This window comes from Nostoc flagelliforme FACHB-838 (assembly GCF_014698065.1).
Classification (GTDB): domain Bacteria; phylum Cyanobacteriota; class Cyanobacteriia; order Cyanobacteriales; family Nostocaceae; genus Nostoc; species Nostoc flagelliforme_B.
In genome coordinates this window covers 1-13703 of the sequence record NZ_JACJSI010000166.1, presented here as the reverse complement: position 1 = coordinate 13703, position 13703 = coordinate 1, and the positions used below count along the sequence as shown (strand labels likewise).

Annotated in this window: 9 protein-coding genes and 1 pseudogene; 5 read left to right on the top strand and 5 right to left on the bottom strand. The window is 41.9% G+C overall.

The genetic code is table 11. The features are described from left to right. Window positions 1-468 precede the first annotated feature (468 nt). Window positions 469-2610 carry a putative bifunctional diguanylate cyclase/phosphodiesterase gene (locus H6G97_RS35030; protein WP_190945033.1) on the bottom strand — a complete coding sequence of 714 codons (2142 nt, stop codon included), beginning with the start codon at window positions 2608-2610 and terminating at the stop codon, window positions 469-471. A 609-nt stretch (window positions 2611-3219) separates the two neighbouring features. Continuing rightward, window positions 3220-3354, bottom strand: a pseudogene (locus H6G97_RS35025) (DNA-binding response regulator); the annotation flags it as partial. 816 nt (window positions 3355-4170) lie between these two features. On the opposite strand from H6G97_RS35025, the gene H6G97_RS35020 reads away from it, so the two are divergent. Then, the gene (locus H6G97_RS35020) at window positions 4171-5184 is read left to right on the top strand and encodes a DUF4331 family protein (RefSeq protein WP_190945031.1); all 1014 of its coding nucleotides are present in this window, start codon (window positions 4171-4173) and stop codon (window positions 5182-5184) included. A 271-nt stretch (window positions 5185-5455) separates the two neighbouring features. Here H6G97_RS35020 and H6G97_RS35015 read toward each other — a convergent pair whose 3' ends face one another. Next, window positions 5456-5845 (bottom strand): hypothetical protein, encoded by a 390-nt coding sequence (locus H6G97_RS35015; RefSeq protein ID WP_190945030.1) that lies wholly within the window; start codon window positions 5843-5845, stop codon window positions 5456-5458. A gap of 277 nt (window positions 5846-6122) precedes the next feature. Between H6G97_RS35015 and H6G97_RS35010 the strand changes: the two genes are divergently transcribed. Then, a complete protein-coding gene (locus H6G97_RS35010) occupies window positions 6123-6608 on the top strand; it encodes a hypothetical protein (protein ID WP_242055671.1) in 486 nt (161 codons plus the stop codon). Then, on the top strand, window positions 6533-7036 hold the full coding sequence (locus H6G97_RS53375; RefSeq protein ID WP_242055669.1) for a hypothetical protein: 504 nt from the start codon (window positions 6533-6535) through the stop codon (window positions 7034-7036). Before H6G97_RS35010 ends, H6G97_RS53375 begins: the two co-directional genes overlap by 76 nt. A gap of 73 nt (window positions 7037-7109) precedes the next feature. Here the strand turns inward: H6G97_RS53375 and H6G97_RS35000 are convergent, their stop codons facing one another. Further along, window positions 7110-8000: an SGNH/GDSL hydrolase family protein gene (locus tag H6G97_RS35000; RefSeq protein WP_190945028.1), complete on the bottom strand. Its 891-nt coding sequence runs from the start codon at window positions 7998-8000 to the stop codon at window positions 7110-7112. Between the two features lie 416 nt (window positions 8001-8416). Next, a complete protein-coding gene (locus H6G97_RS34995; protein WP_242055667.1) occupies window positions 8417-8959 on the bottom strand; it encodes a hypothetical protein in 543 nt (180 codons plus the stop codon). 834 nt (window positions 8960-9793) lie between these two features. Between H6G97_RS34995 and H6G97_RS34990 the strand changes: the two genes are divergently transcribed. Together H6G97_RS34990 and H6G97_RS34985 are read left to right on the top strand one after the other, a co-directional pair. After that, window positions 9794-11086 carry a glycosyltransferase gene (locus tag H6G97_RS34990; protein WP_190945026.1) on the top strand — a complete coding sequence of 431 codons (1293 nt, stop codon included), beginning with the start codon at window positions 9794-9796 and terminating at the stop codon, window positions 11084-11086. Window positions 11087-11149: 63 nt separating this feature from the next. Then, window positions 11150-13660 carry a two-partner secretion domain-containing protein gene (locus H6G97_RS34985; protein ID WP_190945024.1) on the top strand — a complete coding sequence of 837 codons (2511 nt, stop codon included), beginning with the start codon at window positions 11150-11152 and terminating at the stop codon, window positions 13658-13660. Window positions 13661-13703 lie beyond the last annotated feature (43 nt).

Sequence of the window (13703 nt, the reverse complement as noted above, 5' to 3'; positions counted from 1 at the left end):
AGGGGGTAGAAACAATCGAACAACTAACGCAACTTCAAATCAAACAATGCCAACACGCACAGGGATACTTCTTCTCACCCCCACTTGATAGCTTCTCGGTTGATAAATTAATGACATCTAGTTTAAACTTTAAATTCAATCAATACCTATTAAGGTCTGTTTTACCAACTTAGAAGTTATACTAAATACCAACTCCTAAGCTAACCAACCACAAAACGCTACAGATAGTATTTACAAGGCTAGTCGCCCTTCTAGGATCTAAACTTTAGACTAAAGGTGAGCGATCGGTAAGTGAGAGGATAAACAAAAAATAAAGGGATGCCTGTAATCACAAGCACCCCAGTAACGGAAGATGAAAAAAGCACAACCAATCTTCGTCTATCGTTATGGATGTTTTTGCACAGATGAAGGAATTGCGTCAAGCAGTATACGAATGTTTATGTCGGGAAAAGGATGCAACTAATGAACTCAAGAGACATTTGTATAGTACGTAAGATTGCCTTTTACATCATCAGCTTGAACTGGTTTAGAAAAAAAATATCCCTGACCATATTTGCATTGCAATTTCTGAAGTTGCTCTAGTTGCTCTAGGGTTTCTATGCCTTCGGCTGTTACCTCAATGCCAAGATTATGGGCAAGTGTGACGATCGCCGACACAATTTCTGCATTTTTACTGCTAGTATCAATCTGATTGATAAACGAGCGATCAATCTTCAACACACTAATTGGAAAATGGTGTAAGTAACTTAAAGATGAATAGCCAGTACCAAAGTCATCTATATGCAATTGCACTCCCATTTCTTGAAGTTGCCAAAGTCTTTCGATTGTAGATTGGCTATTTTCAATGATTGCGGTTTCGGTAATCTCCAACTTTAAGCTGCGTGCGTCTAAGTTTGTTTGCTTTAAAATCTCACGGATTTCTTGATTGAGATTAGATTGCAAAAACTGTTTGCCACACAAATTAACACTAATTGTCAACTGGTCATTTAAAAACTTCTGTTGCCAGACATACAGTTGGTAGCAAGCCTCTCGAAGTACCCAAGAACTTATGGGTACAATTATTCCCGTTTTTTCTGCTACTGAAATAAACTCCCCTGGAAACACAAGACCTCTTCGTGGATGTTGCCAGCGGATTAGGGCCTCAAAGCCAATAACTTTGTTAGTTGAGAGTGAAACAATCGGTTGGTAGTGAACTCGCAATTCTTGGTTCTCTACAGCACGCCCCAAGTCCGATTCTAACTGCAATAGCTTGCTAGTTTCTATGAACATCGGTGTGTCAAACACCTTGTAATTCGCTTTTCCTAAAGCCTTGGCATGATGCATTGCAATCTTAGCATTCCCCACAAGCATCTCTGCCTGCTCATACCCTCTTGTAGCTAAGGCAATGCCAATACTTGCACTCATCAATACCTCTTGGCAGTCTAAATAAAAAGGCATCTCTAACTCTTGCTGCAATAGTTGAGCAAAGTTAATCGCATCACTCATCCCTTCAATGTCTTCTAGTAATATGGCAAACTCATCTGCTTCTAAACGTGTCAATGTATCTTTAGACTTGACACAAATTTCAAGCCGCCGAGCAAAAGCGATTAGCAGTTGATCTCCACTCCTATATCCTAGACTATTGTTGATCACTTGAAACCAATCTAAATCCAGGTAGAGAACGGCAAGTACTACACTTGGCTGCTTTTTGACTCGCTCGATACCCTGCTCTAGGCGTTGTATAAATAATGCTCGGTTCGCTAGACCTGTCACCAAGTCATGAAAAGCTACATGGATTAATTGTGCTTCTGCCTGCTGACGCTTATCAATTTCTTGTTTTAACAAAATACTGAAATCTGATAAATCAGTAGTTCCCTGGTTGGCCCTTTTTTCTAATTCACCATTGCTTTGTCGTAACGCTTCTTGAATGCGCTGGTGTTTAGCTTTTTGAACTACTTGTTCTGCTTGAATCTCACCTTCACGCCTGACTTTATTGATGTATGTGCTAAAAAAATTCCTTAAACCTGGCTCAAGTTGAACTAGTTTATCCAAATGCTCAATAGCTCGTTTGTCAGTTTGATAGCTAACTTCTGGGTGAGCTTCTATCCACACATGACACATTTTTACATAGCCAGCAAATGTCACTAAATACTGATAATTTATACTCCCAAGCAGATGCCGCAGTTCACTGTGGCAGTATTGGCTTTGCTCTGGTTCTAGAAACATATAAATTGAACAATACAGTAGGCTTTCTTCAACTACTGGATTTAAAGAAGATAACAGCGTTGACTCATTAATTGAATCCCTTAGTAAATAAAGGTGTATTTCAATCTCTGTTTCTGTTGGAGGTGGTGAGCCAATCATTTCTAGAACTTTTGATGCCTCTACTCCAAGAGAATGTAATGAACAACTGTGGCAAATCATGCAGTAAGGTATAACACAGTAACGTGATAAATACGCAGAAAGCTTTTCTTTGAATAGCAACGACAGCGGATTGTTTACATAGGCAAAAAGAGTTTGTTGCCAAAGGTTTTCTAATACCTGTGTGTTCTGTTCTGCCGGTTCAAAGAAAGGTGGGAAAAAACCAAATTTTTCTTGGATTTCTGCCTTTATTTGTTCGCTCGTTCGCATAAGGTTTCACTAGTTCAGCACCAAACTTGTATCCATGCATAAGTTCTTACGGCACATATCAAGCTAATAAATGCTTTTTAGCTTGATATGTGCTGCTAAAACTTAATTTAACATAAATTTTTCGACATAGAGTTCCTTTTGGAACTTAGTACATACGTATTTGCATCTAAACTATTAAAATTATATTTCTGGCAAGGTTAAGATCACATTCAAGCACGCAAAATCTTACAGCATTAACTTACTCCCGTTACTGACATTGCTATGCAACATCTCGGTGCGATCGCCTACATAAGGCAGGTACGCCATCGCTTAAATAAGAGTGCATAGCCTATACTTATGCGGGAGCAACAGCCAGGTTTCATATTTCTGTGCGTTCGCCAAAGCAACACTAATTGCTATCTATTGGACTTTTTGTGCTTTGTTGGGTCAACTAATCTATATGATTGGTCAGGTTGACTCGTTGGAGGAAACGGAGCTAACAAAGCTTCTTCACCATCACTAGTAGTCTGCCAACCCAAAAATGCGCTTGTGAGGACTGGGGAAAGGGGAAAGGGAAAAGGGTAAGGGATTTAAACCCTTTACCCCTTCTCCCTTCCCCTTTACCCCGCCAAGTTCACTTGGCGAACTACTAGCTGTAACTACACTGTAGCCAATCATTTCTAGACGCATCTGTAAAATCCGGCGGATACTGGCTTCATCATCTACTACTAAGATTGTGCCTTTCTCACCTGATAAGTTTTTCAACGCTGTTCCTCCACAGCGAGAACTATTAACCACCCATTATCTGCTTATTAGGAGTCAAACACACAAAACAATCTTGAAGTACAACCATGATGAAGAAGCGATCGCTTAATGCTTGCATCTGTGCAACAGATTATGCTGGGGCATCTGCCCGAAAAAGATATTTATGTCCAATTAATAAATTCCTCGACAAGGGACTCGTATTTTCCATAAATTTGGTGTACCTTATTAATTCTGTGCAAATTATTTATACCTAACTTCTCCCAAATCTAACTATAACTGAAAGTTAGCACCCTGTAAATGGTTATCGCTTGGATAACGCATCAAAGACGATACCAAAGACAAGCAAAATTTATCCGCAGCGCAATAGTTTGTATTCCGTTGCCAATATGCACCCTCCGCGATCGCATATTGGTGAAAGTGTTGTATCTGGGGGTTCGTGTATCTTTATCGTAGTTTATGCCGGATAAAAGATAAGGGTTACTTATTTTGTCTTCAACCGCCTTCGTGTATTGTCACTGAAAGCATAAGATGAGCAATTTGCTCACTATTCCTCAGTGGTGAAGGCTACCGCAAAGCTAAATCACAATAGTGATCGTCACATCGCATCACACAAACTATGCCGATTTGTCCTCAGAAAATTTTTGCAACAGAACCCATACTGGAGCGGTCAAGTACGCTATCCTGTCTATCACAACATCGAACTAGTCTTGAAGGCGCAGCAGGAGCAGGACCAGCCACTTCTCATCTACCGATCTTTGACAATCGAACCTTCCGCACCGTTGACCCAAAAGCAAATTCTTATCTTAAGGAGAAAAGATGTCAAACCACTTTACTGGACTCAATCTCGGCCCACCTCTCGAGGACCAAAGACTCGATCTGTGCGATCTCTATACGTTTCAGTCGCCCACGGACCCGTCAAGGACCGTGATCATCCTAAATGCAAATCCGACTGCCGACGCGCTGCATCCTGACGCCATATACCGCCTCAACATTGATAACGACGGAGACTGCCTAACTGACATCGCGATTAGTTACGTGTTCTCGCCACCGCAAAACAGTATGCAGACCGTCAACGTCTTTGTGGCAAAAGGCACGGAATCCCGTTCGGTCGAAACTGTTGGGACGAAGATCATCGCCGATGCCGAGGTCTCCTTCGGCACCAAACCCAACATCGTCAAGTCCGGGGACTACACGTTCTTCGCCGGTACTCGCAGCGACGCTTTCTTTTTCGACTTCGACGGAATTAAGGATCTGTTCGATACCTCGGGCGGCAGAAATTTCACCGCACCCCACCTGGGCGGCAAGTCTCCGTGGACCGGCGTGGATTCAAATACGGAAGCCAATGTGTTCTCGACAGTGATAGAGCTGCCGACAAGCGAGCTCGGCGCGAACCCGGAGATCCGGATTTGGGGGCGGTGTAGCGTGCGCAAGGACGGCAAGCTGCTTCATGTCGATCGCGCTGGTCACCCGAGCGTCAGCAGCTTCTTCAATACCGACGACACCAAATTGGAATACAACGCTAGCGAGCCGATCAATGATCGCAAGCGCTGGACGGATCAGTTTGTTCACTTGATGGGGCATACGGGCAATTACACCCGCGAAGAAGCAATCGCTGCGATCGACGCTGACCGCATTCTGCCCGACATGCTGTGCTTCGATCCTTTGAAGCCCGCTAAGTATCCAAACGGCCGCGTTTTTACTGACGACGTCATCGATCATCGCCTCGCCTTCCTCTCCAAGGGCGATATTCCCCCCTCCGGCCTCAAGCCGCACACTGACATTCTTAAGGAGTTCCCGTACATGGGCACGCCGCATCAGAAGAAAAGCTAACGGCGCGCACCGGCTCCGATCTCTAAAGGAAGCGTAATTGTAGTGACCTGCAATGCTAATCGCTCAAACCTGCAATCATGACATTTACAAACCAGGATTAAATGCAACTATAATCCTGGCTGAAAACAACGATGGTTGCAGGTTGGGGGATTTATAATTGCAGGTCACAACACTTAATGAATTGAAATCTATACAGACTACTGAAGAATTGCTGGCGCGAACAACGTAGCGATCGCCCCTCAGCTTGCCTAGACAAATCGGTTAAGCACTATCAAGCCAGAGTTTGTGGGCAGTAACCCAATCCCCTAATGAAATGTTTGCGGAACTCTTCTATTTCCTCTTTTTCTGGGCGACCATGAGAAACTATGGCAACCTGGTAGCGTTGCATGACATTAACAGGGCACTCTCCACCAGCCAAACGCCAAAGTGCTAATTGTACGTGCTTTGGCCGTGCGTAGCTATTTCCTAATTCACTTAAGATTGACTTCAAGTCACCTTCTTCTTGAGGTGAGGGTTGATGCTTGAGCCTGATTCTCACCACCCAGCCGTCAATTTGATTAATCACAGTGACATAGCTGACTCTAAGTTGAGGTTTACCATGCAAGTATTCAATCAAATGTAGTACAAGGCTGGCATTGGTAAGATAGCAGAGGTATTCCATAGAGTCTTGGAAGTTGGGAATTAGGCTGAGTTCACTTCAAGATAGAGAAACAATGTGAGGAACTTATGAGCTAGAGACTTATTAGTTTCTGCCTGACTACGGATTGCCCCATCACCTCATCCCCATCCCTAGCGCCCATTAAGCAGGCTCTAGCAGTTAGCCAGTTGTTTCGTTTCGGCGGTATACGCTTCGCAGTGAGCAAGAGGCGGCGTAGTTTACCGCCGTAGGCATCGCTGCTTACTATCGCGCGATTGGTGAAGAGGAAGCAGAATAGACTATGCCCAAGCCATTAGATCCCAAGTGTCAGTTATGCGCCAAATTACCAACTGCTCAAGCCAAAGTTTTACATGGAACAGCAGGGGATAGATGCTGGAATCCAAAAGTCTGTCACAATCGCCGCTCATTCTATTGCCACCGCTCCCAGAATAATGTAGCAGAAATTGATTCGGTAACAGTCGAACCACCAGCAACGTATTTTGCAGTGCTGTATTTGTATAAAGAACCAAGGGATAAACCATTACACGCTATGTCGGCAGAACTCTGGCTGGGGCAAAAGCCTGTTTGTCGCTTAGAACCAATTCACTGTTTTGGGCTAACGGCAGGCAAGATCCGCGCCTATACAGATCAGGTGTTGCAGGCATTTGCGAAACAATATGGTGTTTCACTATATCAATATCTCGTGCCGAAGTGCTGCTGCAAGATACCCGCGATCGCAATAGCCTTTTGGGGCCAATTATTAGCACCGATCTCTTTGCTGGTCTAGTGCGGACAACAATGCACCTAGATTTAGATGATTTGATTGAACCGGAAACACCACAAACCTTTAAACCGCATGGCCCACACCAATTTTCACATTTCACTGAGTCGGGTGATTCTGTAGCAGCACCCGTTGAGAAAGCGAATGTTTTGGCAATGCTTGATCAGGTGACAACTTTAGAAGATGTCCGCAATTTGGCATCAGATGAAGATGTCCCAAAATGGCAAAGTGCAATCGCTAACTACCTGATAAATGCCAAAGATGAGATTTCTTTAGTTAAACTGCAACGTGCGTTGGAAATGCCGATGGTAGAAGTCTGGTTGGGATTATTGCTAGGTGGGTTTACACTTGAACAACGTGGTGATTTTTATCACAACCATAATGTCTGGGTGAAAAGCTCTCCAATTATGACCAGCAACATCCTTGAGGCATGACGGTCAAAGAGTCCAATGGTTTAGACAGACTCAAACAACTTTTTAGAATGAAATAGCCCTGCCCCTTCCCCTTTCATGGAACCATTATTAAACTTGGATTAATCATCCCTACTTTTTGAATTGTTGAAAAAGCAGTTTCCCCGATGATCCGATGAGCCGCAGCCGTCGGATGAATGCCATCCCAGAACAAAAACTGGTCTGGGTTACTACAGGTGCCATTGCCAGACAGACATGGACTGACAACATTGGTAAAGTTAAAGGCTGCCGGATTTGTTATCGCATCTCGATACAGTGTATTGGCATCTAATACCACAATCTCCAGATCGGAATGCTGTTGACTTAGAATTTTAAGCGATCGCCTTAAGCCTTGATTATGTGCTTGTGTTAATGTACTAAGATTCACAGAATTCGCACTGTTTCTAGTGGCAGGTAACTGTCCTAAATCGGGTAAATTTGCTACCAAAATCTTTTTAGCACCCACATCAGTTAGAGAATTGATTGCCGTTGTCACATTTTTAACAGGAATAGTTGCACTGCTTATCCCTTGCAAATAATCATTTGCTCCTGCCCACAGCACATACAAAGCATCTGAATTCGTCTTTTGATGTGTCTGCGTAAACGACTCCACTTGATTTAGCAAGCTAGGTACATAGCTGTTGCCAACACTTCCAGTAGTCGATCCTCCATAGGCAAAGTTATTAGTTTGTTTAGAGGATAGATGCAGGGATTCGGCAAGATACTCAATCCAAACCCGACCATTGGAGTAACGCCCTTGAAAGTAAGCTGGGTTAGGCGGGTACATTCCTCCTGTCGCCCGGGATACCATCCCTGTATCCGAAAGACTATCCCCAAATACATACATTTCTGCGATCAGATGAGTTTTATCCATAAATTTTGCCGCTACAACCATGATAAAAATTAAGAAGACTTGTCCTGTTCTTAAAAGCCACTTTTTTCTTTGCATTAAACTTTTCTGCAAACCCTAAAGACTATAGTTGTTGATGATTGTTGTGAGTAAATATTGAGCAAGCAATTGAACACTTCTTTAACTTAACAAGCTACCTTAAGGGCTAGTAAGCAAAACCGGATACTTTCAGGTGTGGATTTTGCCAATTGTCTTAATGGAGTTATTCAAATCAATAGACCACACGCAGACCTTGCTTCCATTCCTCTCTCCTTCTAGGGGTCACTGTGCCCGTTCAGGTTTTTTGTACGCTTAGAAATTTTTAAGTGCCTGGAACGACGCTTTTTCTCTTTGTTTGAGAGGTGCTGAGTTTGGGACGCTGTTAGCTCACGTAGCCAAATGTGTAGCGGATCGCGATCGTAACGCTCATGCCAAATCTGTAGAGAATTGTAGTTACCAAGTTACTAGCTGTATCGTCACTTCTGCTGCTGACAAACCAGGTTGTACTCTCTCTCAACAGCCGCCAGCAGCTTCGCTTGCAACGAAGATAAATAAGGTTTAGCTTGTTTCCCCAACCCCTGCAACAGCCAATCCACAGAAGAGTCACGGATGGTCACTTGATGCAACTGCCGTAACCTCACACATAGCTGCTGCATGAATTGGCAATCTTCATCAAGCAGTTCGAGTGATTTCAGGTGTTCGATTTTTACGGTGTAATCCCCGTCCCATGTCTGGACTGTACAAGTGTATTCTCCAGCATGGCTGACTACTCCCCAATAACCCGCTTTACCTCTCAAGTCTGGGTTATCCTTTGGCAAGAGAATGCATATTTCCCCAACGTGGTGAGGATTGGGTACTTTTGTCCTTTCGCGTATCCTATCCACAACATCTTTCACGATCCGACCGGATGGAATCTTATTCCCAGCTTGCTCTACTGCTTGCTGCCAAACATCCACTTGCACAGCAGGTTCCAACTCGGCTTTCGCCAAAAAACGCAATTGTCGTTCGTTGGTCGGCATTGGAATTTGCCGACCATTGGTCGGCAAAAACTTAATTATGATTCTCGTAAACCACAGTCGCCAAAATCTTTAAGTACGTGGCATCACGGCTATAACTGAAGCGTTCGCGGCACTATTCTTCAAAAGTCCGTAATCTTCAGGTGGAGAACAGAGAAATTTTACGTATACAAGGGGCTTATAGTAACCAAAATATACTTCAGATAAAGAAGCAGAGGGCAACGCAGTTTTCTCCCTTGGTTCTAGCTCCTCCTTTGGGAGCTATATCTGCATAATATTTATCAAACTCTTGGAGCGCGATCGCAATCTCAAAATTTTCTTAGCTATTAACCATTCAATATCAAGCAGATAAAGGTTAGACCCTTAACTCCAAGATTAAAATCATGATTTTAACTTGCTAAGGGAGTCCGAAATTAGCAATTCTGATAAAAGAAAGTTTGAGCGCAAAAAACTACTTTTGTCAGTAATTAACAACGCTGTCAATAATAGTACAAGTAACTGCTTTCAATGAAAAACGATTGTCCTTGTGTTCCCTGTGTTCCCGATTTAGCTGAGTTTCCCTAATTCCTATGAGTTACAAAAAACACATTACTGGCATTCCAAGTATTGCCAAACTAAAGCATCAATATTCCTTACACATTTGTAGTGCATTAGCTTACAAGCAAAGGTAATATTTGCGATTGCAACCTACAGATACTAGACATTGCTAACTTAAACACCTTTTATCTATCTTTAATACTTAAGATGCAATGTGTTGCAGAGATGGTTGTAATCAAGAGATGCAATAATACTTGGGGCGATCTCGGTTGGTAGTCGTGTAGAAAAAAGTTTATAACTATGACTCATTTTGGTATCCTCTGTCCACCCAGCACTGGACATCTTAACCCAATGACAGCATTGGGGCGAGAATTACAAAGACGTGGACACTGTGTCACTCTATTTGGAATTGCTGATGCTAAATCTAAGGCACTAGCAGCGGGACTAAATTTTTGCATGATAGGAGAGTCTCAGCATCCTTATGGAGCAACCGCACAGTCTCTAGCAAAGTTGGGGCAATTAAGCGGTTTTACCGCCTTGCAATATACTATGATTTTGATGAAAGAAGGAATAAATCTCCTACTTAGCGAAGCACCGCAAGCTATTAAAGCAGCTAGTGTAGAAGCGTTGTTAGTAGATCAACTTACAGTGGAAGGTGAGACTATTGCAGAATTTCTGCAAATTCCTTTTATTACTGTTTGCAATGCTTTGCCAGTTAACCAAGAAGCTAGCATTCCACCTTTTTTCACATCTTGGAGCCATAACACAGCATTGTGGGCACGTCTACGTAATAGAGCAGCTTATTTGCTGACGAGAGAGATCACAAAACCACTTACTCAAGTTTTAGACATATATCGGCAAAAGTGGAGCTTGCCACTCTACTCTCAAGCACCTCACAAAGATAGCTTTTCTCAACTTGCACAACTGAGTCAATTGCCGCAAGAGCTTGACTTCCCAAGGCAGTCTTTGCCCAAGTGCTTTCATTTCACTGGGCCTTACCAAGATCCAACTGGACGAGAACCCACACCTTTTCCGTATGAAAAGTTGACTGGACAACGGTTGATTTATGCTTCGCTTGGAACTATACAAAATCAATTACTAGAAATTTTTCACGCTATTGCCTCAGCTTGCATTGGCTTAGATGTCCAACTAGTAATTTCTCTTGGTGGGTCTAGTGGTTCAGAATTAATACAAGGATTACCTGGCTCTCCGTTAGTTGTTAACTATGCACCTCAACTGGAACTACTGAAAAAGACAACCCTTACCGTTACCCATGCAGGCTTGAACACGGTTTTAGAATCTTTAAGCAACAGTATACCTATGCTAGCTATTCCAATTGCTAATGACCAGCCAGCAGTAGCAGCACGTTTAGCTTGGGCAGGGGCTGGAGAAGTTGTGCCCTTATCTCAATTAACTGTTCCCCGCCTACAAACGAGCATCCAGCAGTTAATGACAGAGGATTCCTACAAAAAAAATGCTTCTAGATTACAAACAGCTATTCGTCGTGCTGGAGGAGTCAATCGTGCTGCCGATATTGTGGAACAGGTGATAAATACAGGAAAGCCTGTTTTTTCTCATCTCGAAGATAAGTAATATTGCTAACGAGTAATCTACATAAAAAGTGAAAGTACACTTCTGAGCTTAATTCAGATGAGAATGCAAAAAAGTAGATTTTATGTTTTTTATATTAGTACCTTCTACTACCTGTTATCTTCGGCCCAAGCTGTTGCACAAATCGTCCCTGATGTTTCGTTACCTAATAATTCTCAAGTCACGAATCAGGGTAACATCACCACTATTAATGAAGGTACGAAAGCAGGTAATAATCTGTTCCACAGCTTTGAAAAGTTTTCTCTTACAACTGGAGACACTGCTTACTTCAACAATCCGACTGACATTCAGAATATCTTTAGTCGGGTAACAGGTTCATCCATATCAAATATTGACGGCATACTTCGAGCTAACGGTACTGCTAACCTATTCTTGATAAATCCTAGCGGGATTATTTTTGGCCCTAATGCTTCACTAAATCTTGGTGGTTCATTTCTTGCTAGTACGGCAAATAGCATTAATTTTGCTGATAAATTTTACTTCAGTGCCACGAATGTGAAAACTACATCCTTACTAACTATTAGTGTTCCAATTGGTTTGCAATTGGGAAGTAATCCAGGGGCAATTATTGTGCAAGGTACAGGTCATAGCTTAACTGTTTCTACCCCCTTATTTTCGCCCATTTTAGGATCTGCTAGCTCTAATAGTCTACGGGTATCTGAAGGAAAAACCCTCGCTTTGATAGGAGGTAATGTTGACCTACTGGGAGGTATTTTGACGGCTCCTGGAGGACGGATTGAAATAGGCAGTGTCAGCTCCAGTGAGGTTAGCCTCAATCCCACTTCTAATGGCTGGATTTGGAATTACAAGGATGTACAAAATTTTCAGGATATTAGATTATCTCAACAAGCTTTAGTAGACGCTAGTGGTATCGGTAGCAGTTCAATTCATCTAATCGGCAAGCAAATTTCACTAGCCGATGGTTCGATAGCATTAATTCAAAACCAAGGAACTCAAGCAAGGGCAAGTATCAATGCAAATGCCCTTGACTCCATAAAATTAAGTGGCACTTCCTCTGATGGAAAGATTGCTAGTGGATTTTTAAGTGAAAATTTAGCAGCAAATACAGGTGATAGTGAAGTGTCGGCAAAGAACTTAGTTATTCAAAATGGAGCAGCTGTATATGCTAAAACTTTCACAGAAGCAAACGGTAGCAATATAATTTTGAATGTCTCAGAATCGACGCAAATAATTGGTTTTTCTTCTATTGATCCTACTAAGGTTAGTGGGATTGGTACTTATACTTTCTCTTCTGGTAATAGCGGAAATATCAGAATTGATACAGGTAAATTAACACTTTCAAATGGAGCAACAGTAATATCTGGAACGTTTGGAGCAGGGCAGGGAGGAAATTTAACTATTAATGCCAATGAGGGAGTTCAATTAAGTGGATTTAATCCTTTTGTTTCTCTGGCATCAAGCCAATTAGGTGTTGCAGCTTTTAGTACTGGAAATGCTGGTATTTTAACAGTTAATGCACCAAAGGTTCTTTTACAAAATGGCAGTAATATTAATTCTTACACTTTAGGAAAGGGAAATGCAGGAAATGTTGTAGTTAATGCTTACAATTCTATAGATATAACGCGAGAAACTTCTGATGGATTAGTTTATGACCAACCTTTTGGTATATCATCAACCGCAGCTTTTATTTCTACTGCACTACAACAATTACTAGGATTGCCACCAGTTACTAATGGAAATGCTGGTGATGTGACAATCAATACTAACCGATTAACTCTCAGAGATGGCACTCTAGTTAATGTAAGTAATTTTGGAACTGGTAATGCCGGAAATTTAAAAATTAATGCTAACAATATTAACTTAGATAACTCAAATATTGGAGCAGCAACTGCGTCAGGGCAAGGAGGGAATATTTTCTTGCAAGCAAATAGTTTATTAGTACGTCGTAATAGTAGTATTAATGCTACATCAAGCGATCCAAGCTTAATCTCTGCCCTTGCTGCAAACTCTGGCTCTAGTGTAACAGGCTCCGCAAATGGCGGTAATATCATTATTGATACCAATCTTCTGATTCTCATAGAAAACAGTAAGATTACAGCCAATGCCTTTAAAGGAAGAGGCGGTAATATCAACATCAATGCTCTTGGATTCTTTTCTTCTCCCGATAGCAAAATTACAGCTAGTTCAGAATTCGGATTGAATGGTAATATCCAGATCAACGCCTTGGATAATAATTCTGGCATCAATCAAGCTGCACCAGAAGAGATTCCAACAACTCCTCAAATTACCCCAGCTTGCCAAAAACAAGTAGGCACAGGAACCAGTAGCTTTGTTGTTAGTAGTCGCAATCCACAATCTAAACCTAACGACCTAATACATAACAATATTGAACAAAGTAACTCTTTTCCCATTTCAGCTTCTAATAATTTGTATAATCCAAAATCATTAATAAGTAATCAACCCATACAAATTATAGAAGCCAACGCTTTGATTCAGGATTCTCAAGGAAATTTTGTTTTGACGATAGACCAAGCAAATTTAGCTTTGGATGATACTTCACTGTCTGCAAGTTCTTGTTTTTCAGTATTTCAGTGATAAAAAGATAAAAAAATGATTTTACCTCAATGTTGCTTTAAAT

Excerpts from the sequence above, each read along its gene's own strand:
- H6G97_RS34995 (WP_242055667.1), bottom strand. The coding sequence starts at position 8,959 with ATGCCGACCAACGAACGACAATTGCGTTTTTTGGCGAAAGCCGAGTTG.
- H6G97_RS35020 (WP_190945031.1), top strand. The coding sequence starts at position 4,171 with ATGTCAAACCACTTTACTGGACTCAATCTCGGCCCACCTCTCGAGGAC.
- H6G97_RS35015 (WP_190945030.1), bottom strand. The coding sequence starts at position 5,845 with ATGGAATACCTCTGCTATCTTACCAATGCCAGCCTTGTACTACATTTG.
- H6G97_RS35030 (WP_190945033.1), bottom strand. The coding sequence starts at position 2,610 with ATGCGAACGAGCGAACAAATAAAGGCAGAAATCCAAGAAAAATTTGGT.
- H6G97_RS34985 (WP_190945024.1), top strand. The coding sequence starts at position 11,150 with ATGCAAAAAAGTAGATTTTATGTTTTTTATATTAGTACCTTCTACTAC.
- H6G97_RS35000 (WP_190945028.1), bottom strand. The coding sequence starts at position 8,000 with ATGCAAAGAAAAAAGTGGCTTTTAAGAACAGGACAAGTCTTCTTAATT.
- H6G97_RS34990 (WP_190945026.1), top strand. The coding sequence starts at position 9,794 with ATGACTCATTTTGGTATCCTCTGTCCACCCAGCACTGGACATCTTAAC.
- H6G97_RS35010 (WP_242055671.1), top strand. The coding sequence starts at position 6,123 with ATGCCCAAGCCATTAGATCCCAAGTGTCAGTTATGCGCCAAATTACCA.